This window comes from Noviherbaspirillum sp., from assembly GCF_035254865.1.
GTDB lineage: Bacteria > Pseudomonadota > Gammaproteobacteria > Burkholderiales > Burkholderiaceae_D > Noviherbaspirillum.
Genome location: NZ_DATFAF010000006.1, coordinates 57,145 through 78,395 on the forward strand (window position 1 = coordinate 57,145; position 21,251 = coordinate 78,395).

Sequence of the window (21,251 nt, forward strand, 5' to 3'; positions counted from 1 at the left end):
CGTGATTTCCGTGGACATCCATAAGGATCTGCCGCACCGCTTGAACTCACGAGGATGGCGCAAGCCTTAATAGGCTGTTGAAAAACTACTGCGCGGACCGATTTTTGGGTCTGCGGTGCTCGGCGTATCGCTCGTACGCGCGCGCTCCTCAACCCAAATCTCGGCCCGCTCGCTACGTTTTCCAACAGTCTGCTAATGCGACATGAACACCGGAATCGTCATCGACTGCAGCATGGTGCGCGTCACGCCGCCAAGCAGGACTTCGCGGAAGCGCGAATGCCCGTAGCATCCCATCACCAGCATGTCCGAGCCGAGATCGGCGGCGAGCGACAGCAAGGCGTCGCCGACTTCGATGTCCGTCTTCTGCTGCGTGACTTCCACCTTGATGTCGTGGCGCGCCAGGAATAGACCGATGTCGGCGCCCGGCTGCTCGCCATGGGCTTCAGGCCACTCGCCCGGATTGAATACCGCCACATGCACGATCTTCGCGCGCCGCAGAAGGGGAATCGCGCTGTGCACGGCGCGCGTGGATTCGGCGCTCGCATTCCATGCGATCAGCACGTTGTCGCCGGTCTGTTTCAGCTCGGTCGCATACGGAATCATCAGCACCGGACAGCCGCAATTCATCGCCACGTACTCGGGGAAGTTCCCGTACAGCATTGGTGACGGCTCGTCCGGGTCGATCTGGCCGATCACCGCGAGGTCGCTGTAGCGCCCCTGCACGCTGATGCCGCCCAGCAGTTCGTCGTCCACCAGGCGCCGCTCGCGGGAAGCGACGCCGGCGGCAGTGGCGAGTGCGTCGAAGCGATCGAGGGCATGATTGGCCCTATCCTGGGCAATCTTCAGGTACTTGTCCAAATGGGGATCGACCTGCCCGAATGCCATCGACTCATAGGCAATTTTCGAGACGCCGGTGACGGCCGCGCCGACCAGGTGCGCGTCTTCCGCGATCGCCAGGCTGGCTGCAATATTGACTCGCGCGTCCAGGTGGCTGGAACCGTCCACATGAACCAGAATGGTTTTGTAGGGCATGTTTTCCTCCCGTGGAAATGAGAGTGTCGGCACGCTATCGGACGATCGTGCACCGATATTGCGCTGCCACTATCAAGCTATGCGCTGCCCGGCATTTTTTCAATCGGGCGACCGGCGGATACGGCATCAAATTGGCGTGAACTTATTTCATATCAAGCCCAGGGCAGGAGATGCGTCTCCTGCCCCAGCTTCGTTTACGCTGCCTGCGGCACCTGGAAGAATCCGGCCTTGTCGCCTTGCTCCAGCTTGCCATACGCACGGTTGATGCCGCTGATCACGGCGAGCACGGATGCGGTGACGATGTTCTGGTGCATGCCGACGCCGAAGGTACTGCCCGGCACGCCATCCGCCACGACTTCCACATAGGCAACCGCAGTCGCATCCGCGCCATGTCCGACCGCCCGTTCCTCATAGGCGTGCAGTCTGGCGGGAACGCGCAAGGCATGCAGTAGCGCGTCGATCGGGCCGTTGCCTTCGCCGCGCGGCGTGATTTCCTGTTCGAACAGCTTCACCGTCAGCTCCACGCCCTGCCGCTGCGCATGTTCGAACAAGCGGTGGCTCACATACCGCAGCGGCTCAACCGATTCCAGGTATTCCTCGCGGAACAGGGTCCAGATATCCTGCGCACTGACTTCCTGTCCGGTCATGTCGGTCAGCTTCTGCACGGCGCTGCTGAATTCCACCTGCAGGCGGCGCGGCATCGCCAGCCCGTATTCCGCTTCCAGCAGATAGGCGACGCCTCCTTTGCCGGACTGGCTGTTGACGCGGATGATGGAGTCGTAGGTGCGGCCGAGATCGGCCGGATCGATCGGCAGGTAAGGAACGTTCCACACTGCATCCGATGCCTGCACGGCGAAGCCTTTCTTGATCGCATCCTGATGCGAGCCGGAGAAGGCAGTGAACACCAGATCGCCGACATAGGGATGGCGCGGATGAATCGGCAATTGGGTGCAATGCTCGACCGTGCGCGCGACTTCGTTGATGGCGGAGAAGTCGAGGCCGGGATGCACGCCTTGCGTGTACAGGTTCAGTGCGAGCGTGACGAGGTCCACGTTGCCGGTACGCTCGCCGTTGCCGAACAGGCAACCTTCGACCCGGTCGGCGCCGGCCATCACCGCCAGTTCCGCAGCCGCCACCGCAGTGCCGCGGTCATTGTGCGGATGCACGCTCAGCACGATGGAATCGCGGCGCGCGAGATGGCGATGCATCCACTCGATCTGGTCGGCATAGATGTTGGGCGTGGCGAGCTCGACAGTGGCGGGCAGATTGATGATCACCTTGCGTTGCGGCGTCGCCTCCCAGACGTCCACCACGGCGTCGCACACTTCCTTCGCGAATTCCAGTTCGGTGCCGCTGAAAGTCTCCGGGCTGTACTGGAAAATCCATTCCGTGTCCGGCTGCTGTGCGGCGAGTTGGCGGATCAGTTGCGCGCTGCTGACGGCGACTTCCTTCACGCCCGCCTTGTCGAGGCCGAACACGGTTTCGCGAAAATTCGGCGAGGTCGCGTTGTACAGATGGACGATGGCGCGGCGCGCGCCGCGCAGCGATTCCATGGTGCGTTCGATCAGATGGTCGCGCGCCTGCGTCAGCACTTCGATGGTGACATCGGCGGGAATTTCATTGTTCTCGATCAGGCTGCGCACGAACGCAAAATCGGTGTCCGAGGCGGACGGAAAGGCGACTTCGATTTCCTTGAAGCCGATGGCAACCAGCGTGCGGAACATGCGCATCTTGCGTTCGACATTCATCGGCTCGAACAGGGCCTGGTTGCCGTCGCGCAGATCGGTGGACATCCAGATCGGCGGTGCGCTGATGACGCGGTCAGGCCAGCTGCGGTCGGTGAGTTTGATCGGCGAAAAGGATCGGTACTTGCTTGCGGGATTTTTCAACATGCGGTTCTCCATTGCATTCAACTTCGACAAATTTGACTGTCCGTGGCGAAGCGGCTGCCAGGCTGCCACCGGCGCGTGGCCTGACAACCGATGATTAGTCGTAGCGTGATCGAAGCAGGATGAAAGAGGTGCATGGCATTTCTCGCAAAAATTGGACAAAGAACTTGCATCCTGTTTCTGGAACAGGAGCACAAGGGGCCGACAGGGAAGGGGGAAGTTTTATGCGCGCGGGACGCGCAGTAGCAGACCCAGCTCGGAACGAGCTGCCAGGCAGGAAAGAAGGTTGGTCTGCGACGTGAACATTCGGCCAATCTAAGTCAAGCGAGGCAAAGGTGTCAAGTTTTTCAAAGGGATTCCCGGGCGATTGCACGAAGGCGGGCGCTGCGCAGGTGAAAGAATCGATTGTCCACGGAAGACACGAAAATCACGGAAAAAAAGCAACACCTGTTCTTTCCGTGATTTCCGTATCTTCCGTGGACAGAGCAGTGGCATCATGAAATCGTCCTGAGGGGATTCGAGTTATAGTTCCAGTCTTTGCCAAGGCCCAACCGGAAGCCGATGAGATCCATTCCTACATTCTCCGTAGCTCGCCTGCCTGAAATTCGCTTCGGCGCCGGGCGCTTGAAGGAAACCGCCGAGGTCGCCGCACAGTACGGCAACAAAGCCTTGCTGGTGACGGGCGGCAGGTCGTTCGTATCCACGCCGTACTGGCAGCAATTGCAGGACGCGCTGAAAGCCAAGGGCGTCGCGTGGGAATGGCTGCAGGTGATCCGGGAGCCCTCACCGCACCTGGTGGATGAGGCCGTGGCGAAATACCGCAAGGCCGGGATTCAGGTCGTGGTCGGCGTCGGCGGCGGCAGTGCGCTGGATGCGGCCAAGGCCATCGCGGGCTTGCTGACCAGCGGGCATTCCGTGATGAACTATCTGGAGGGCGTCGGCCACGGCATGGCCTATGAAGGTCCGGCGCTACCTTTCATTGCCGTGCCCACCACCGCCGGCACCGGCAGCGAGGCGACCAAGAATGCCGTGCTGAGCCTGCAAGGCGATACCGGTTTCAAGAAATCCTTCCGCCACGATGCGCTAGTGGCACGCGTCGCGATTGTCGACCCCGACCTGCTCGCATCCTGTCCGCAGGAGTTGATCGCTGCCAACGGCATGGATGCCTTCACCCAGTTGCTGGAATCCTATGTGTCGCTCAATGCGAGTCCGTTCACCGACGCGCTTGCCTGGTCTGGGCTGGAAGCGTTCCGCGATGGCTTCTGGGCAGCATGGGATCCTGCGCATCCGCATCGCAGCGAAGGCTTGTCTTCGATTGCCTATGCTTCGCTGCTCTCGGGAATCACGCTGGCGCAGGCCGGCCTCGGCTCGGTGCATGGATTGGCCGCACCGCTGGGCGCCTACTTTCCGATTCCGCACGGCGTCGCCTGCGGCACGCTGGTCGCGGAAGCGACGGCGGTGAACATTCATGCACTGCGCGCGCGCGACCCGCATGCGCGCACCCTGCGAAAATATGCGCAAGTCGGGCGCCTGTTGTCGGGCGTCCAAGGCAATGACGACAATGCCGCTGCCGACATGCTGGTGCGCCTGCTGCATTCTTGGGCGGAACGCCTGAAGCTGCCGCGACTGGGCGCCTTCGGCATGAGTGCAGAACAGGTCGACAAGGTGGTCGAGAATTGCCGCGGCGGCAGCATGCGCACCAATCCGATTCTGCTGAATTACGAAGAGCTGGCGCAATTGCTGCTCGCGCGGCTGTGACAAAATACGGGTATTGCCCATCGCACGTTCGGAGCCGGATGACATCATCCCTTATTTTCCATGGCCATCCATTTTGATCTGACCGACCTTCGCCTGTTTGCCAACATCGCCGAGGAAAACAGCCTCACGCGCGGCGCGGAACGGTCCCACATGTCGCTGCCGGCGGCCAGTACCCGCATCAAGAACCTGGAAGACAGCGTCGGCGCAAAGCTGCTGATCCGCACCAGCCAGGGCGTCACGCTCACGCCGCCGGGACAGGCTTTCCTGCATCACGCGCGCCTGGTCCTGCAGCAGCTCGAATACCTGCGCAGCGAGCTGCAGGAATATGCGCAAGGCATGAAAGGCCATGTGCGGGTGTTTGCGAATACCACGGCGATGACCGAATTCCTGCCGGCGATCCTGCCGGCCTTCCTTGCGAGCCATCCCGATGTCAGCGTCGATTTGCGGGAGCGACTCAGCCACGACATCGTGCGCGCGGTGAGCGAAGGCAAGACCGATATCGGCATCGTTGCCGGCAATGTGCGTACCGAAGGATTGGAGGTGCTGCCCTATCGCGAAGACCGGTTGGTACTGGTGTCCGCATTGGCGCATCCGCTGGCGCATTTGAACGTGACGAGCTTCGAGAACACGCTGGACTACGATCACGTCGGCTTGCACGAGTCGAGCGCGATCCATGCCTTCGTCAACCGTGCGGCGGATGAATTGAGCAGGACGGTGAAGGCGCGCATTCGTGTCGGCAATTTTGAAGCGGTTTGCCGCATGGTGGAGGCGAATGTGGGGATCGGGATGCTGCCGGAGTCTGCGGCGCGGCGGCATGCGAAGACGATGGCGATCCGGATTGTTCAGTTGAGCGATGAGTGGGCGTTGCGGAAGCTGCAGATTTGCGTGAGGAGCATGCAGTTGTTGCCGCATTTTGCGCGGGATCTGGTGGAGATGTTGGTGGAGGATAGTGAGAGGCAGGGTGGTTGAGGTTTTGACTGGCGTTTGACGGGTCTTTCTCCGGCGATGCAACGCCTTGTTCTCTCCGTTGTGGCTTGCCGGGGGCGGCCCGGCGGCCGCTCACTTTCTTTGCTTCGCCAAAGAAAGTAAGCAAAGAAAGGCGAACGCACCTCGCTGCCCCTGCGGGGTTCCCGGCAAATGGGACGCCGAAGCGGGAAGCGAAACCAACTCGCCTTCGGCTCAAACATGTTTCGCTTCTTTATCCGCTTCGGCGCCCCATTTGCCGGCAGCTCACAGCGGGAAAGGCAACAGCCTCTTGGCGCGGCGTGAGTCTGTTGGCGTCTTCATTTTCTTTGTGTTTTGACAACCTCCTTTTTCTTTCCCTTCCTTGGGGTTAATCCCAGCCAAAGTCCGCCTTTCGGATTTCCAAATTGTGCCTTGGGGGCACTTCCTTCAGACTAAGCCTGTCCTTTCGTCAATCCGCGCTTCTTCGTCGCTTGTCATGATGAAAGGCACGAATTCCAGCGGCGAATGCTTTCGCGCTCGCCCATTCCCAACCATTGACAGCAATCGACACGCTCATGGACATGCCTTATTTGCGTGAATGGCTCGGCCGGACCGAGACCTATCACGATGAAATCACCCGTACGCCGATCACTGCCTTGTCGGCGACACTTGATCGGGACGATGCGCCACCGGGCAAGGGCGAGGCGCTGCCGCCGCTGTGGCACTGGTTGTATTTCCTGCCGGTGCATCGCCAGTCGGAGCTCGGGCCGGACGGGCATGCCGCGCGCGGCGGATTTCTGCCGCCGGTGCCGCTGCCGCGCCGGATGTGGGCGGGCGGTCGTTTGCAGTTCCATCATCCCCTGCGTCTGGCCGATGCGATCACGCGCGAGTCGCGCATCGTTGACGTCAGCTACAAGGAAGGCCGCACCGGCCCGCTGGTGTTCGTGCTGGTGCGCCACGAGATCAGCAATGCCGACGGCGTCGCGCTGACGGAGGAACACGACATCGTCTATCGCGACAACCCCAAACCCGACGACCCGGCGCCGAAGCCGATTGCGGCGCGCAGCGATCACGACTGGATGCGCGAGATCCGCCCCGATGACGTGCTGCTGTTCCGCTATTCCGCGCTGACCTTCAACGGCCATCGCATTCATTACGACCGCCGCTATGTCACCGAAGTGGAAGGCTATCCCGGTCTGGTCGTGCACGGGCCGCTGATCGCGACCCTGCTGATGGACCTGTTGCGGCGCAATCTGCCCGAGGCTGTGGTCGCGCAGTTTTCGTTCCGCGCCATCAAGCCCTTGTTCGACACCGCGCCGTTTTTCGTGTGCGGCAAGCTCGATAGCGACGGCAAGACAGTGTTGTTGTGGGCCAAGGACGCGACGGGTGCGCTGACCATGGATGCGAGCGCGACGCTCGTGCAAGTACCGAATTGAATCAAAGGAAAGAATCAATGTTGCAAGCGACTGATCAATACCAGGATGTACGTGATGCGGTGCGCGATTTGTGCGCCGAATTCCCGGCGGAGTATTTTCGCAAGATCGACGAGGCGCGCGGCTATCCCGAGGAATTCGTCAATGCGCTGACCAAGGCAGGCTGGCTGGCCGCGCTGATTCCGCAGGAATACGGCGGCTCCGGCCTCGGCCTGACCGAGGCTTCGGTGATCATGGAAGAGATCAACCGCTCGGGCGGCAACTCCGGCGCCTGCCACGGCCAGATGTACAACATGGGCACGCTGCTGCGCCACGGTTCGGAAGAGCAGAAGCGCAAGTATCTGCCGAAGATCGCCAGCGGCGAACTGCGCCTGCAGTCGATGGCGGTGACCGAGCCGACCACCGGCACCGACACCACCAAGATCAAGACCGTGGCAGTGAAGAAGGGTGACCGCTATGTGGTCAACGGGCAGAAGGTGTGGATCTCGCGCGTGCAGCATTCCGACCTGATGATCCTGCTGGCGCGCACCACGCCGCTGGCGGACGTGAAGAAGAAATCGGAAGGCATGTCCATCTTCATCGTCGACCTGCATGATGCGATCGGCAAGGGGCTGTCGGTGCAGCCGATTCTCAATATGGTCAACCACGAGACCAACGAGCTGTTCTTCGAGAATCTGGAAATTCCGGCGGAAAACCTGATCGGCGAGGAAGGCAAGGGCTTCAAGTACATCCTCGACGGCTTGAATGCGGAACGCACGCTGATCGCCGCCGAGTGCATCGGCGATGGCTACTGGTTCATCGACAAGATCACGAAATACGTGAACGAGCGCATGGTGTTCGGCCGACCGATCGGACAGAACCAGGGCGTGCAGTTCCCGATCGCGAAAGCCTACGTCAACCTGGAAGCGGCCAACCTGATGCGCTTCAAGGCTTGCCAGTTGTTCGACGCGCACAAGGCTTGCGGCGCGGAAGCGAACATGGCGAAGATGCTGGCGGCCGACGCATCCTGGGAAGCGGCCAACGCCTGCCTGCAATACCACGGCGGCTTCGGCTTCGCCTGCGAATACGACGTGGAGCGCAAGTTCCGCGAAACGCGTCTTTACCAGGTCGCGCCGATCTCGACCAACCTGATCCTGTCGTACGTGGCGGAACACGTGCTTGGATTGCCGCGTTCGTTTTAAGGAGCCAGGATGCGACCACTTGATGGAATCACTGTCGTCACACTGGAGCATGCAATCGCCGCACCGTTCTGCACGCGCCAGCTGGCCGACCTCGGCGCGCGCGTGATCAAGGTCGAGCGCCCCGGCGTGGGCGACTTCGCGCGGGCCTACGATACCCGCGTGCACGGCCTTGCATCGCATTTCGTCTGGACCAATCGTTCCAAGGAAAGCCTGACGCTCGACGTCAAGCATGCCGAAGCCGATCGCATACTGCACAAGCTTCTCGCCAATGCGGACGTGCTGGTGCAGAATCTCGCGCCCGGCGCGGCGGAGCGTCTCGGCCTGTCCTACGAAGACTTGCAGGAAAAGTATCCTCGCCTGATCGTGTGCGACATTTCCGGCTATGGCAACGACGGCCCCTACCGTGACAAGAAGGCCTACGACCTGCTGATCCAGAGCGAAGCGGGTTTTCTCTCGGTCACCGGTACGTCGGACGAGCCGGCCAAGGCCGGCTGCTCGATTGCCGACATTGCTGCTGGCATGTACGCATACACCAACATCCTCGCCGCATTGCTCCAGCGCGGCAAGACTGGGCGCGGCAGCCATATCGACGTCTCCATGCTGGAAGGCATGGCCGAGTGGATGAGCTATCCGCTGTACTACGCCTTCGACGGCGCACCTCCGCCACCACGCGCAGGCGCCGCACACGCCACCATCTATCCCTATGGTCCGTTCCCTACGGGCGACGGCAAGACGGTCATGCTCGGCCTGCAGAACGAACGCGAGTGGCGGGTGTTCTGCGAAAAGGTCTTGCAGCAGCCGGCGCTGGCCACCGATTCGCGCTTCTTCAACAACTCCGCCCGTAGCGCTGCGCGTGCCGAACTGCGCGCGATCATTGTCGAGGCATTCTCGAAGCTCACGGCGGAACAGGTGATCGAGAGACTGGATGTCGCACAGATCGCCAACGCGCACATGAACGACATGCACGACCTGTGGCAGCACCCGCAACTGAAAGCGCGCCAGCGCTGGGTGGAAGTCGATACCCCCGCCGGAAAGATTCCGGCGCTGCTGCCGCCCGGCGTTCCGGACGCGTACGAGCCGCGCATGGACCCGGTGCCGGCGCTCGGCCAGCACACCGACGCGATCCTGGCCGAGCTCGGCTATGACGTGACGGCCGTCGCGGTATTGCGCGACGAGAAGGCGATCTGAACAAACTGCACACTATTCCGAAAGACAACGCATGAGCAATCACCCCAGCCAGACACTCGCCGCCTTCGCCGCCACCCTGCGCTTTGAAGATATCCCCGCGCATGTCGTGCGCCGCGCGGAAGACCTGTTCCTCGACTGGTTCGGCTCCGCATTGGCGGGCAAGGGCGCGCGGCCGGTGGAAACCATCGAGCGCTTTGCCCTGCAGATGGCACCGGGCAACGGCGACTCCGAAGTGCTGATCTCGCGCCGCCGCACCACGCCGCTGTTCGCGGCCATGGTCAACGCTGCCGCATCGCATTTTGTCGAGCAGGATGATGTGCATAACGGCTCGGTATTTCATCCGGCGACCGTCGTGTTTCCGCCGGCGCTCGCGGTCGCGCAAGCGCTTGGCTGCTCGGGTCGCGATCTGCTCGTCGCTGCGGTGGCGGGCTACGAAGTTGGCATCCGCGTCGGCGAATTTCTCGGCCGCTCGCATTACCGGATCTTCCACACCACCGGCACGGCCGGCAGCGTCGCCGCCGCTGCTGCGGTCGGCCGTCTGCTGCAATTGACGCCCGAGCAGATGCTCGACGCAATTGGTTCCGCCGGCACGCAAGCCGCCGGACTATGGGAATTCCTGCGCGACGCCGCCGATTCCAAGCAGTTGCACACGGCGCATGCGGCAACATCCGGACTGATGGCGGCCTATCTTGCCAGGGACGGCTTCACGGCCGCGAAGCACATTCTCGAAGGGAAGCAGGGCATGGCTGCCGGCATGTCGAGCGATGCCGATCCGGCGCGGCTGACCGATCGCCTCGGCGAACGCTGGGCGCTGGCGGAAACCTCCTTCAAGTTCCATGCGTCCTGCCGCCACACCCATCCGGCCGCCGACGCGCTGCTGCAGGTGATGCAGCAGCATGTGCTGACACCGCAGCAAGTGGTTCGCGTCACCGCGCAGGTGCATCAGGGCGCGATCGACGTGCTCGGCCCTGTCGTCAACCCGCAGACCGTGCACCAGGCGAAGTTTTCGATGGGAACCGTGCTCGGCTTGATTGCACAATTCCAGCGCGCCGGACTGAAGGAATTCGAGGAGGCTTACAACGACCCGCGCATCGCGGAATTCCGCGGCAAGGTGCACATGGAGCTCGACAGCGAAGTCGATAGCGCCTATCCGGTACGCTGGATCGGCAAGGTCACTGTCGAGACGAGCGATGGCCGCATCCTGCATGGCCGCGTCGACGAGCCCAAGGGCGACCCCGGCAACACGCTGAACCGCGCGGAGCTGGAGCAGAAGGCCTTGCGTCTTGCGGAATTCAGTCATGCCGCGATGGAAGATGAAATGGGCGCGGCGTTCCGGCGCATCTGGAACTTGGCGCAGCCGGGCAAGATCGAGCGCTTCTTTGCGTGAGGGCGAACCAAGCATGAAAAATATCCTGGCGCGTTCCTATCTCTTCGTTCCCGGCGATCGTCCAGAACGCTTCGACAAGGCCTGTGCCGCCGGCGCGCATGCGGTGATCGTTGATCTTGAAGACGCCGTACCGCCCACCGGCAAGCAGGCCGCGCGCGCCGCCGTGGCCGCCTGGGTATCGCCCGATCATCCGGTGCTGGTGCGCGTCAATGGCGCGGGCAGCGAATGGTTTGCGGATGATCTGGCCTTGTGCGGCTTGCCCGGTGTGGCCGGGATCGTGCTGCCCAAGGCGGAGAACCCGCGGGACATCGCGCAACTGGTCGCTGCGGGCGCACAGCGCGTGCTGCCGCTGATCGAAACAGCGCAAGGCGTATGGCATGCGCACGCTCTGGCGACGACGCCCGGCGTGCCGCGGCTGATGTTCGGTTCGATCGATTTCCAGCTCGATGCCGGCATCGACGGCGATGTGGACGAATTGCTGTATGTGCGCTCGCAATTGGTCCTGGTGTCGCGCGTCGCCGGCATCCAGCCGCCGGTCGACGGCGTGACCACCGCTCTCGATGACCCCGAGCAATTGCGCAGCGACACGCAGCGCGCGCGCCGGCTCGGCTTCGGCGGCAAGCTGTGCATACATCCGAAGCAGGTGGAGCGGGTGAACCGGCATTTCCTGCCGAGCGAGGAAGACGTCGCCTGGGCGCGGCGCGTGTTGCAGGCAGCCGCCGATGCGCAAGGCGCGGCGGTTGCGCTGGATGGAAAGATGGTTGATCTCCCGGTGATCCGCAAGGCCGAGGAGATTGTCAGCGAAGTGGAAAGACGCTAATAGCCGCCGCGGCGGTATTTCAATAACGAAGGAGACGATAATGCAGAAAACCCGTTTGACACTGATTGTCCTGACCGCGCTTGCGCTGTCCGGAAGCGCCATGGCGCAAGCACCCATCGTGATCAAGTTCAGCCACGTAGTGGCCAACGATACGCCGAAAGGCAAGGGCGCCGAGCGCTTCAAGGAACTCGCTGAAAAACTCACCAACGGCCGCGTCAAGGTCGAGGTCTACCCGAACAGCACCTTGTACAAGGACAAGGAAGAGATGGAAGCGCTGCAGCTCGGCGCAGTGCAGATGCTGGCACCGTCGGTATCGAAATTCGGGCCGCTGGGCGCGAAGGAATTCGAGGTGTTCGACCTGCCTTACATCTTTCCGAGCAAGGCCGTGCTGTACCGCGTAACCGAAGGCCAGATCGGCAAGGATCTGTTCAAGAAGCTGGAACCCAAGGGCATCACCGGGCTGGCTTATTGGGATAACGGCTTCAAGGTGATGACCGCCAACAAGCCGATGCACACACCGGCCGATTTCAAGGGCCTGAAGTTGCGCATCCAGTCGTCCAAGGTGCTTGACGCGCAGATGCGTGCGCTCGGCGCCAATCCGCAGATGCTGGCGTTCTCCGAGGTGTACCAGGCGATGCAGACCGGCGTGGTCGATGGCGGCGAGAACACGCCATCCAATGTCTACACGCAAAAGATGCACGAGGTGCAAAAGCACCTGACCGTCTCGGACCATGGCTATATCGGCTATGCTGTGATCGTGAACAAGAAGTTCTGGGACGGCCTGCCGTCCGACATTCGCGCGCAGCTGGAAGAAGCGATGCGCGGCGCGACCAAGTACGCCAACTCGGTTTCCCAGCTTGACAATGACGCAGCGCTGGAAGCGATCAGGAAATCCGGCAAGACCACGGTCTACGCGCTGAACGAAAAGGAAAAGGCGGAGTGGCGCAAGGCATTGCAGCCGGTGCACAAGGAAATGGCCGGCCGCATCGGCAAGGACCTGATCGACGCGGTCTACAAGGAATCCGCAGCCTTGGGTTACAAGTAAAATACCGGGTGGATGGCACGCACGTTATCGCGTGCCCTGCCGCTTGGCGAAGTTTCAGAGATAGAGGATACGATGCAACTTGCTCCCGATCATATCGAACTTGTGTGCGACGAAATGCAGCTGGTCAATGAGGCGCTGCCGCAAGGCGCGCGCGTGCTGGAGCTGGGCTGCGGCAAGGGAGAAAAGACGCGCCTCATCGCCCAAGGTGGCAGGGCGGCGTCGATACTCGCGCTGGAAGTCGACCGCGTCCAGCACGAGAAGAACATGCAGGTCGCCGACCTGCCCAACGTCCGCTTTGCGCTCGGTGGCGCGGAGGATATTCCGGCCGAGGATGACAGCTTCGACATCGTGATGATGTTCAAGTCGCTGCATCACGTGCCGATGGAAAAGATGGATCGCGCCTTGCAGGAAATCCGCCGCGTACTCAAGCCGGGCGGCCTGGCCTATCTGTCCGAGCCGATCTTTGCCGGCGCATTCAATGACATCCTGCGCCTGTTTCATGATGAGGAAGAGGTGCGCAAGGCGGCTTTCGCGGCCATCCGGCGCGCGGTCGAAGCGCGGCAATTCGCGTTGGTGCGGCAGATCTTCTTCAAGGCGCCGGTGCGCTACCAGGACTTTGCGCAATTCGAACGCGCCGTCCTGAAGGTGACGCATACCAGCCACGTGCTGTCGCCGGAACTGTATGAAGAAGTGCGCACGAGATTCGAGCGGCATGTCACGCCGGAGGGCGCCTTGTTCCACGCGCCGATGCGCATCGACCTGCTGCGCAAGGACGCGGAATAGCTCTTATTCCACGCTGTTGAGCACGCGGGCGGAGTCGAGCGTCTCGTCTTCCGTTTCCAGCGGAATATAGATGGTGAGCGTGGTGCCTCGGCCGGGAGCGCTCTGGATGCGGAATTCGCCGTTGAGCGCATTGATGCGTTCCTCCACACCGACCAGCCCGAAGGAATTGGCCGTCTTGCGGCTTTCCGGATAGATGCCCACGCCATTATCCATGATGGTCATCGCCAGGCGGTTGTCTTCCTGGTAAAGCTCGATCAGCACGCGCGTCGCATTGGCGTGGCGGATCACATTGGTCAGGGACTCCTGCAGGATGCGGAACAGCGAGGTGGCACGCGTATCGTCGACCACGAATTCCTTGTCGCCGATGATGAGGTCGCAGGCAATGCCGGTGCGGCGGCGGAATTCGGCGACCTGCCATTCGATCGCGGCGGTCAGGCCGAGATCGAGCACCGCGGGGCGCAAATTATTGATGATGGTGCGAATCGTCTTGACCGTCGCATCGAGATGATTGAGTGCGCCGCGCACCTTTTCATTGAGCCTGGGATGCGTCTTGCCGGTGCGCGCGTCAAGCATCGACACATCGATGCGCAAGGCGAGCAGCGTCTGTCCGAGCTCATCATGAATCTCGCGGGCGATGCGCTTGCGCTCGTCTTCCTTCACCCGATCCTGGTGTGCGGTCAATTCGCGCAGCAGCTCCCGCGAACGCTGCAGCGCCTCGACCGTATGCTTGCGTTCGGAGACATCCATGATGGTGCCGCGCAGCAGCATGTTGCGATCGTCATGTCCGAGGCGCGAGATCGTCTGCACCCAGCGCACCGTGCCATCCACCAGCGTAATGCGATGCTCGAGCGTGAATTCTTCGCCGGTGATGATCGAATGGTCGAGTCCGGCTCGCACCTTGTGGCGGTCTTCCGCGTGGATGTGGCGCAGGAAAAACTCATAGTGCGGCTCGTCCAGCAGGCGATCGACGCCGAAGATGCGGTAGGTCTCGGCCGACCAGTTCATCTTGCCGCTGCCCGGTTCCAGCACCCAGCTTCCCAGGTGCGCCATATGCTGCGCCTCGGCCAGGCTGGCCTCGCTATTGCGCAGATCCTTGGTCATTTCCTGCGCCAGCTCGACCGCGCGACGACGCGCGGTCATCAGTGAATAGTAGATGGAGTACAACAGTATCGTGCTGGTCAGGCCGCTGGCCAGCATCAGCCAGGGCAGATAGGGATCGTATCCGTCCGCCATCTGTGACTTGTTGGCCGTGAACTCCGCCTCCCAGATGCGCGGCCCGACAGGCATGACCACGCGCTTGACGAAGATGTTGCCGGTCAGTGAAGGCGGCAGGATGTGCTTGTCGCCGGTCGGCGCCGCGCTGTCGAACAGCAGGTGCGCCGGGTCGGTGGTTCCCGAAGCCTGGTTCTCGTCGTTGCGTCCGATATCGTAGAGACGCACGCGCAGGTAGTTCATCGTGCTCTTGTCGATGGCGCCGAGCATCAGCATGCGCACGTCGAACCCGGCACCGACCGAACCGTAATAGGCGGCACGCCTTTGCTCGACGCTATCGAGCGGCATGCCGCGCCGGTAAACCGGCATGCGCATCGCCAGGCCGATATGGTGATACGGGCCGTTGATCTGAATCAGCTTGCCGGAAGAGGTGACCTGGCCGGTGTCGCGTGAGGCGGCGAGTGCTTTTGCGACCGCCGGAAGCGCCCACATGTCGGAACCGAGCACGCTGCGGTTGCTGACCATCGGTTCGAGATAAGTCAGTACATGATATTCGCTGCGATCTCCCGCCGGCCTGATTGCAAAGTCCGGGTAGCCTTGCGGATCGATGCTGGTGTCCTTGCGCACGGCTGCCTCGAAGGCGTTCTTGTCCTTCGCAAGCACGCGCGGGGCGAAGTTCAGGCTTTTGATTCCGGGAAAGCTTTGCGCGATATTCAGCTTTTCGACATACACATGAAACTGCTCCCGGGAAATCCGGTCACTCGTATAAAAAAGCGCGCTGACGCCGCGCAGCACGTCGATATACGACTGAACGCGTGCCTTGATGGCGAGCTCCGCATTATTTGCCTGATAGGAAAAATGCGTTTCGTTGCTTTCGTCGACGGATTCGGCCGTCAGCAGCGAGAGCGCCAGCGAGATCGCCAATCCCGCCCACCACGCGGTGGAACAGAACAGGGATTTGAAAAATCGTTTGGAAATGCGCATCTGGCGATCAAAAACTCTGTTGCACAACGATAAGCTTGAAAACCATTCCCGTGGCAGCAAGGGGTGAACTTTCATCACGAAAGTTGCGATTCTTTCAGGATTGGTCGAAACCGGAGTGTATAACTTTTTCCCTCCGGTTTGTTTTTCTCCGAGCCTTGGCCAAGGGCGCAATGAGCGCTGTTTTCCTTGTAACCGGCATCATGAGCTATTCGAAAGCCGGTGCGTATCCCATTTGACTTGGATCAACAAAGTTACCAGTATGACAATGTTTTGTTGTGCTAGAGTAAATCGCACGCTGATGAAGAAAAGCAACAGCATGCAAGGCTTCATCGGCGTGACGTCTCCATTAATCGTTATTGAAAGGCGGCACCCATGAAGAAAAATACTGAAATGGCAGTAGAAAAAACGGTCGCAGCGATTTTTGCGTTGGATCTCGATCCGATCAAGTTCAAGTTGATGAGCAAGGAGGACGGATACGGGTGGACGCAGGCGAAAGCCGACCATTACGAGCAGGAATACAAACGCTTCCTCTCGCTGGTGGTGAAATTTCCCGAGGAGAGCATCGTCCCGAGCGTGAACGTCGACAAGTTCTGGCACGCCCACATTCTCGATACCATGAAATACGCCGAAGACTGCGACAAGGTTTTTGGGTATTTCCTTCATCACTATCCCTATTTCGGGCTGCGCGGAGAAGAAGACGCGGCCAACCAGGTGAAAGCGGCCGACACCACCCGTCGTCTGTACGAACAGGAATTCGGCGAGCCTGGCGCCGGGAATGCCGCTTATTGCGGCCGCGCCGCCGACCAGAATTCTGCCTACTGTGGTGCAGCCGCCGGCAAACCTGCGGAAGCGTCCGCCTATTGCGGTGCAGCGAGTGCTTATTGTGGCGCGGCAGCAGGCAAGCCGGCGCAGCCGCAAGCTGAAGCGACAGCCTATTGCGGTGCCGCAGTCGGCAAGCCTGCAGAAGCGACAGCCTATTGCGGCGCGGCTGCTGGCAAGAAAGCCGCCGTGAAGCAGGCTGAGCAGAGCGCGTACTGCGGCGCCGTAGCAGCAGGCCGCGAGCAGGCGACCGCCTACTGCGGCGCGGCAATCCACGCCTGAACCACCCACGCCTTCACGAAGCGGGAAATTGGCGCCTCACGTCGAATGACGTCGGGCGCTTTTTTATTGCCTTGAGAGTTGCAGAAGTGAAGAGTGCAGGCGGTTGACACCCGTCCGAAGGCTCAGCACACCGCGACCTGATTGCGGCCGTTGCTTTTGGCGAGATACAAACCGTCATCGGCGCGCTTCAAGGCCAGGTCGGCGTTCGGCTCTCCTGCGCGGTACTGCGATACGCCGCAGCTGACAGTAATCTTCAGCAGGTCGCCTTTGATTTCCACCGGACGCTCCATCACCAGGATACGCAGCCGGTCGGCCACGGTCCGCGCTTCCTCCACACCGGTATTGGGCAGCGCCATGATGAATTCCTCGCCGCCGAAGCGCGCAAACACGTCCGCTTCGCGCAGGGATTCCTTGCATACGGTGGTCAGCATCTGCAGCACCTTGTCACCGGCCGGATGTCCATACATATCGTTGATGCGCTTGAAGTGATCGGCGTCGATGGTAATGAAGGACAGGGGAAAGCCGTGCCGGTTGGCGGCGCTGACGAGCTTGGGCACCGACTCGAAGAAGAAGCGCCGGTTATACGCGCCGGTCAGCGGATCGGTGATCGAGGTGAGGCGCAGTTCCTCGCTCAGCTTTTGCAGTTCGAGATGCTTTTGCTCCAGTGCCTGGTGCGCGCCTTCCAGCGCCAGGCGCGATTTTTCACGCTCGCGAGCCCGCTCCAGCACTTGATTCAAGGACAGCAGCGAGAGTGCTAGCAGGGAGAGCGCGCCGGCGGTGAGGAGCGCGATCCGCGTTGCGACGACATTGACCTGTGCCATCGGCACGAACACGTGAAGGCTCCAGTCGGAGCCGGGAATCGTGCCGGACTTGAGCAGATAGCGCACCGGGGGTTCGTTCGCGGCCTCATCGCCCTGGCTTATGCTGACGATCTGTTCGCCGCTCGGCAAGCGCTCGATCAGGCTCGTGGGCAGCGGCGGCTTCAATACCGTCTCGTATTGACGGGTGTGTGCCAGCGTTTTCTCGGCCGATTCAGACAATGTGCGCAAGGGGCGGTACTTCCAGTCCGGCAGCGAACTGAGAAAGATGACACCGTTGTCGTCCGCCACCACGACTTGTTCCCGGCTCTTGCGCCAGCCCTGGTCGATATCGCTCATGTCGATCTTGACGGTGGCTACGCCGATCACCTTGCCTGCAAAGCTGATTGGCTGGGACAGGTAATACCCCGGACGCCTGCTGGTGGTTCCCATGCCGTAGAATCGGCCGCTCCGGTTTGCCAAGGCATCCTGAAAATAGGGACGATACGCGTAGTCCTGCCCGACGAAACTCTCTGGCGTTTGCCAGTTGCTGGCGGCAATCACCCGTCCCTTCTTGTCCAGGATGTAAATCACCGCGGATTTCGCGCTGCCGTTGGTCTGCTCGAGAAAAAGATTGGCCCGACGAAGCGCGGCCGGATCACTTTCATGCTGCAAGGCATCAACGATGGTCGGGTGGCTGGCCACGACTTCGGGCAGATAGCTGAACTTGTCGGTCGGCGCGAACAGGTTCGCGCTGGACAGCTCCAGGCGGTATGCCGCCTCTTGTTTCAGGTCGGTGATTCCATCCTTCCAGCTGATGGTATAGGACAAATAGGCCGCGGAGGCGACAGCGATCAAAACAATGAAGGCGTGGCCGATTCGTTTACCGGTGTCGTTCAGCATGCTTGTCCACGCGTTATTTCCGTACGAGAATTGTACAGCCTGACGCCCGCCGCGCGGTGCGCGAAACTTGTCGGAAAACGGCCTGGTGTGCCGAGAAACCACAGCCCATGCAGATTGTGCATGGCGCGACAATCGCAGCGAAAGCTTTGCATTTCGGCACGCTTCCAGCACATTTCTTGGTCCTGCGGCACAATACACAGCGAACAGGACTTCCGCCTGTCAGCGCATCGGCTTGGGAGGCAAGGCGTCAAATGTCGAAAAACGGGGCAAGAGGGCAGCGGCGGTGCTCGTTCAACGGGCGGACCGCACCAGGCTTCGCGGACCAGCGGGTGGCAGCATGAACCTTTCTCGCGTCGATCTCAATCTATTCGTCGTATTTGAGGCGATTTATACGCTAGGCAGCATTACTGCGGCAGGGCGCAAGCTGAACCTGTCGCAACCGGCGGTCAGCCACGCGCTGGCGCGCCTGCGCACCTTGTTCGACGACCCGCTGTTCGAACGCAGCAGCCGGGGCATGGAGCCGACGCCGCTGGCACGCGCCCTGATTCTCGACGTGCGCAATGCCCTCGAACGGATGGAGGGGACGCTTCATCGCACGGTCCACTTCGACCCGTCGACCACGCGGCGCCGCTTCACCGTCGCCATGGGAGATCCCTTCGACTCCTTGCTGCTGCCCTTGCTCATGGAGCGCATCGGCCCGGTCGCGCCCGGCATCGAAGTGGCGACGCTCTACAGCGACCGGCGGCGGGTGGAGCCGGCCCTGCTGGAGGGATCGCTGGATCTCGCGGTCGACCTGCTGCTGCCGATGCCGCCGGCGATCAACCTCAAACCCATCCTGTCCGAGCCGATGATCGTGATGGCGCGCCGCGGCCATCCCGACGTCCGCGGCAAGATCGACCTCGATACCTACTTGGGGCAGGAACACATCCAGGTATCGTCGCGCCGGCGCGGATTGAGCGCGGAAGACATGGCGCTGCGCCGTTGCGGCCTCACGCGCCATGTGCGACTGCGCTGCGAGCACTACGGCGCCGCGTGCCGCATCGTCAGCCGCACCAACATGCTGATGACCATGCCGTTCAGCTTCGCCAGCATGGCCAACGAATCGGTACAAAATCAGCTGCTGCCGGTGCCCTTTCCCGTGCCGCACCTCGAATTGTTCCTGTACTGGAACATCAGCAGCGACAGCGACGCCGCATGCCGGTGGCTGCGCGAACAGATCCTGCTGACCATGGCTGAAGTGCAGGGACACAGCGCTCAATCCACGGAATCCACCGAGTCCGCCGAAACGACTTCCTCCTGACAACTGCCGACGCGATATGCACAGCATGCATATCGCTCCATCGAACGAAATCATTGGATTCGCCGCGCGCCGCATCTTAAGCTTGGCGCTTCACAAACATGAAAGCTCCCCAGGCGCGGCTTGCGCAGACGAGGGAGCGTTGCTGTCAACCGGCCCGATGCACCACGCGCAGTGCCGGCACGGGTTGAGTCCAGCCGAAAAAATGCATCGCTCAGGAGACAAGTAGCATGAACAACCCCGTCCGCCGGTTTGCACTGGCACTCTCGATCGGCGCTGCGTTGGCAACGCCCATGGCGCAGGCCGACAATGTCAAGATCGCCTTCATCGATCCGCTCTCGGGCGCGTTCGCGCCGCCCGGGCAGAATGCGCTGCACAGCTGGCAGATCGTCGCCGACATCGCCAACCAGCAGAAGTGGGCCGGCCCCGGCAATACCTTCGAGATCGTCGGCTTCGACAACAAGGGAAGCCCGCAGGAATCCCTGATCCAGTTGAAGGCCATCATCGACCAGGGCTATCGCTACATTGCGCAAGGCGCGGGCTCCGGCGTCGGGCTGGCATTGATGGATGCGATCAACAAGCACAACGAACGCAATCCCGGCAAGGAAATCGTCTACCTCGACTACGCCGCGCTCGACCCCGACATGACGAACAGCAAGTGCAGCTTCTGGCACTTCCGCTTCGAACCGAATTCCGACATGCGGATGGAAGCGCTCACCAGCTACATCGCCAGGAATCCGGATATCAAGAAGGTCTACATCATCGGGCAGAATTACGCACTCGGCCATCAGGTCAGCCGCGCGGCGAAGGAATACCTGCGGCGCAAGCGCCCCGACATCCAGATCGTCGGCGACGACCTGCACCCGATTGCCACCGTCAAGGATTTCTCTCCCTATGTCGCGAAGATCAAGGCATCCGGCGCGGATTCCGTCATCACCGGCAACTGGGGCGCCGACCTGGCCTTGCTGATCAAGGCGGCCAAGGATGCCGACCTGAAAGCGAATTTCTACACCTACACCGCCTACACGACCGGCGTGCCGCTCGCCATGGGCTCCGCCGGCGCGGACCACGTCAAGAACGTCAGCTACTGGAACATCAACAATGAAGGCTTTGTCGGCAAGGACATCGCCGATGCCTTCAAGAAGAAGTTCAACGACGACTACTGGCTGATGTCGACCCATAGCGCCATCACGATGATGTCCAGGGCCATCAAGGAAGCCGGCTCCACCGACCCGGTCAAGGTCGCCTTTGCCATGGAAGGCATGAAGGCCAAGTCGCTCAACGGCGAAGTCGAAATGCGCAAGGCCGACCATCAGCTGCAACAACCGATCTACATCAATACCTGGACCAGGACCAACGGCAAGGATGTGAAGTACGATCAGGAAAATACCGGCTATGGCTGGAAGACCGAGAAGAAGATCGACGCCTATGTCGCCACGCAGCCGACTTCATGCCAGATGAAGCGGCCGTCCAGGTAATCGGAGTCGTTGGCATCC

16 protein-coding genes are annotated in these 21,251 nt (G+C 61.3%); 12 read left to right on the forward strand and 4 right to left on the reverse strand.

The window, feature by feature from the left end:
* Positions 1-192 precede the first annotated feature (192 nt).
* The gene (locus tag VJ651_RS01785) at positions 193-1,032 is read right to left on the reverse strand and encodes a universal stress protein (protein WP_324105779.1); all 840 of its coding nucleotides are present in this window, start codon (positions 1,030-1,032) and stop codon (positions 193-195) included.
* A 194-nt stretch (positions 1,033-1,226) separates the two neighbouring features.
* Positions 1,227-2,924 (reverse strand): 2-isopropylmalate synthase, encoded by a 1,698-nt coding sequence (gene leuA / locus VJ651_RS01790; RefSeq protein ID WP_324105780.1) that lies wholly within the window; start codon positions 2,922-2,924, stop codon positions 1,227-1,229.
* 558 nt (positions 2,925-3,482) lie between these two features.
* Between leuA and VJ651_RS01795 the strand changes: the two genes are divergently transcribed.
* The 9 genes from VJ651_RS01795 (at position 3,483) to VJ651_RS01835 (ending at position 13,461) form a co-directional block, all read left to right on the forward strand.
* The gene (locus VJ651_RS01795; protein ID WP_324105781.1) at positions 3,483-4,679 is read left to right on the forward strand and encodes an iron-containing alcohol dehydrogenase; all 1,197 of its coding nucleotides are present in this window, start codon (positions 3,483-3,485) and stop codon (positions 4,677-4,679) included.
* Between the two features lie 60 nt (positions 4,680-4,739).
* Positions 4,740-5,648, forward strand: coding sequence for a LysR substrate-binding domain-containing protein (locus tag VJ651_RS01800; RefSeq protein WP_324105782.1), 909 nt, complete (start codon positions 4,740-4,742; stop codon positions 5,646-5,648).
* 551 nt (positions 5,649-6,199) lie between these two features.
* Positions 6,200-7,060: an FAS1-like dehydratase domain-containing protein gene (locus tag VJ651_RS01805; RefSeq protein ID WP_324105783.1), complete on the forward strand. Its 861-nt coding sequence runs from the start codon at positions 6,200-6,202 to the stop codon at positions 7,058-7,060.
* A gap of 17 nt (positions 7,061-7,077) precedes the next feature.
* Positions 7,078-8,238 (forward strand): acyl-CoA dehydrogenase family protein, encoded by a 1,161-nt coding sequence (locus VJ651_RS01810; protein ID WP_324105784.1) that lies wholly within the window; start codon positions 7,078-7,080, stop codon positions 8,236-8,238.
* 9 nt (positions 8,239-8,247) lie between these two features.
* The gene (locus VJ651_RS01815) at positions 8,248-9,426 is read left to right on the forward strand and encodes a CaiB/BaiF CoA-transferase family protein (RefSeq protein WP_324105785.1); all 1,179 of its coding nucleotides are present in this window, start codon (positions 8,248-8,250) and stop codon (positions 9,424-9,426) included.
* 31 nt (positions 9,427-9,457) lie between these two features.
* Positions 9,458-10,813 (forward strand): MmgE/PrpD family protein, encoded by a 1,356-nt coding sequence (locus VJ651_RS01820; protein WP_324105786.1) that lies wholly within the window; start codon positions 9,458-9,460, stop codon positions 10,811-10,813.
* 13 nt (positions 10,814-10,826) lie between these two features.
* Positions 10,827-11,633, forward strand: coding sequence for a CoA ester lyase (locus VJ651_RS01825; RefSeq protein WP_324105787.1), 807 nt, complete (start codon positions 10,827-10,829; stop codon positions 11,631-11,633).
* A gap of 40 nt (positions 11,634-11,673) precedes the next feature.
* Entirely contained in the window at positions 11,674-12,678 is a 1,005-nt protein-coding gene (locus VJ651_RS01830) for a TRAP transporter substrate-binding protein (protein ID WP_324105788.1), read from the forward strand.
* Positions 12,679-12,750: 72 nt separating this feature from the next.
* The gene (locus VJ651_RS01835) at positions 12,751-13,461 is read left to right on the forward strand and encodes a class I SAM-dependent methyltransferase (protein ID WP_324105789.1); all 711 of its coding nucleotides are present in this window, start codon (positions 12,751-12,753) and stop codon (positions 13,459-13,461) included.
* A gap of 3 nt (positions 13,462-13,464) precedes the next feature.
* On the opposite strand, the gene VJ651_RS01840 is transcribed toward VJ651_RS01835, so the two are convergent.
* Positions 13,465-15,657: a CHASE domain-containing protein gene (locus VJ651_RS01840; RefSeq protein ID WP_324105790.1), complete on the reverse strand. Its 2,193-nt coding sequence runs from the start codon at positions 15,655-15,657 to the stop codon at positions 13,465-13,467.
* A gap of 372 nt (positions 15,658-16,029) precedes the next feature.
* On the opposite strand from VJ651_RS01840, the gene VJ651_RS01845 reads away from it, so the two are divergent.
* A complete protein-coding gene (locus VJ651_RS01845; protein WP_324105791.1) occupies positions 16,030-16,758 on the forward strand; it encodes a hypothetical protein in 729 nt (242 codons plus the stop codon).
* A gap of 122 nt (positions 16,759-16,880) precedes the next feature.
* Here the strand turns inward: VJ651_RS01845 and VJ651_RS01850 are convergent, their stop codons facing one another.
* Entirely contained in the window at positions 16,881-18,458 is a 1,578-nt protein-coding gene (locus VJ651_RS01850) for a diguanylate cyclase (protein WP_324105792.1), read from the reverse strand.
* Between the two features lie 337 nt (positions 18,459-18,795).
* Between VJ651_RS01850 and VJ651_RS01855 the strand changes: the two genes are divergently transcribed.
* Together VJ651_RS01855 and VJ651_RS01860 are read left to right on the forward strand one after the other, a co-directional pair.
* Positions 18,796-19,758, forward strand: coding sequence for a LysR family transcriptional regulator (locus VJ651_RS01855; RefSeq protein WP_324105793.1), 963 nt, complete (start codon positions 18,796-18,798; stop codon positions 19,756-19,758).
* A gap of 290 nt (positions 19,759-20,048) precedes the next feature.
* Positions 20,049-21,233 carry a branched-chain amino acid ABC transporter substrate-binding protein gene (locus VJ651_RS01860; protein WP_414691286.1) on the forward strand — a complete coding sequence of 395 codons (1,185 nt, stop codon included), beginning with the start codon at positions 20,049-20,051 and terminating at the stop codon, positions 21,231-21,233.
* Positions 21,234-21,251: the final 18 nt, after the last annotated feature.

Coding starts and splice junctions, on each gene's coding strand:
- VJ651_RS01825 (WP_324105787.1), top strand. CDS start 10,827: ATGAAAAATATCCTGGCGCGTTCCTATCTCTTCGTTCCCGGCGATCGT.
- VJ651_RS01815 (WP_324105785.1), top strand. CDS start 8,248: ATGCGACCACTTGATGGAATCACTGTCGTCACACTGGAGCATGCAATC.
- VJ651_RS01800 (WP_324105782.1), top strand. CDS start 4,740: ATGGCCATCCATTTTGATCTGACCGACCTTCGCCTGTTTGCCAACATC.
- VJ651_RS01820 (WP_324105786.1), top strand. CDS start 9,458: ATGAGCAATCACCCCAGCCAGACACTCGCCGCCTTCGCCGCCACCCTG.
- VJ651_RS01810 (WP_324105784.1), top strand. CDS start 7,078: ATGTTGCAAGCGACTGATCAATACCAGGATGTACGTGATGCGGTGCGC.
- VJ651_RS01840 (WP_324105790.1), bottom strand. CDS start 15,657: ATGCGCATTTCCAAACGATTTTTCAAATCCCTGTTCTGTTCCACCGCG.
- VJ651_RS01785 (WP_324105779.1), bottom strand. CDS start 1,032: ATGCCCTACAAAACCATTCTGGTTCATGTGGACGGTTCCAGCCACCTG.
- VJ651_RS01795 (WP_324105781.1), top strand. CDS start 3,483: ATGAGATCCATTCCTACATTCTCCGTAGCTCGCCTGCCTGAAATTCGC.
- VJ651_RS01845 (WP_324105791.1), top strand. CDS start 16,030: ATGAAGAAAAATACTGAAATGGCAGTAGAAAAAACGGTCGCAGCGATT.
- VJ651_RS01850 (WP_324105792.1), bottom strand. CDS start 18,458: ATGCTGAACGACACCGGTAAACGAATCGGCCACGCCTTCATTGTTTTG.
- VJ651_RS01805 (WP_324105783.1), top strand. CDS start 6,200: ATGGACATGCCTTATTTGCGTGAATGGCTCGGCCGGACCGAGACCTAT.
- VJ651_RS01830 (WP_324105788.1), top strand. CDS start 11,674: ATGCAGAAAACCCGTTTGACACTGATTGTCCTGACCGCGCTTGCGCTG.
- leuA (WP_324105780.1), bottom strand. CDS start 2,924: ATGTTGAAAAATCCCGCAAGCAAGTACCGATCCTTTTCGCCGATCAAA.
- VJ651_RS01835 (WP_324105789.1), top strand. CDS start 12,751: ATGCAACTTGCTCCCGATCATATCGAACTTGTGTGCGACGAAATGCAG.
- VJ651_RS01860 (WP_414691286.1), top strand. CDS start 20,049: ATGGCGCAGGCCGACAATGTCAAGATCGCCTTCATCGATCCGCTCTCG.
- VJ651_RS01855 (WP_324105793.1), top strand. CDS start 18,796: ATGAACCTTTCTCGCGTCGATCTCAATCTATTCGTCGTATTTGAGGCG.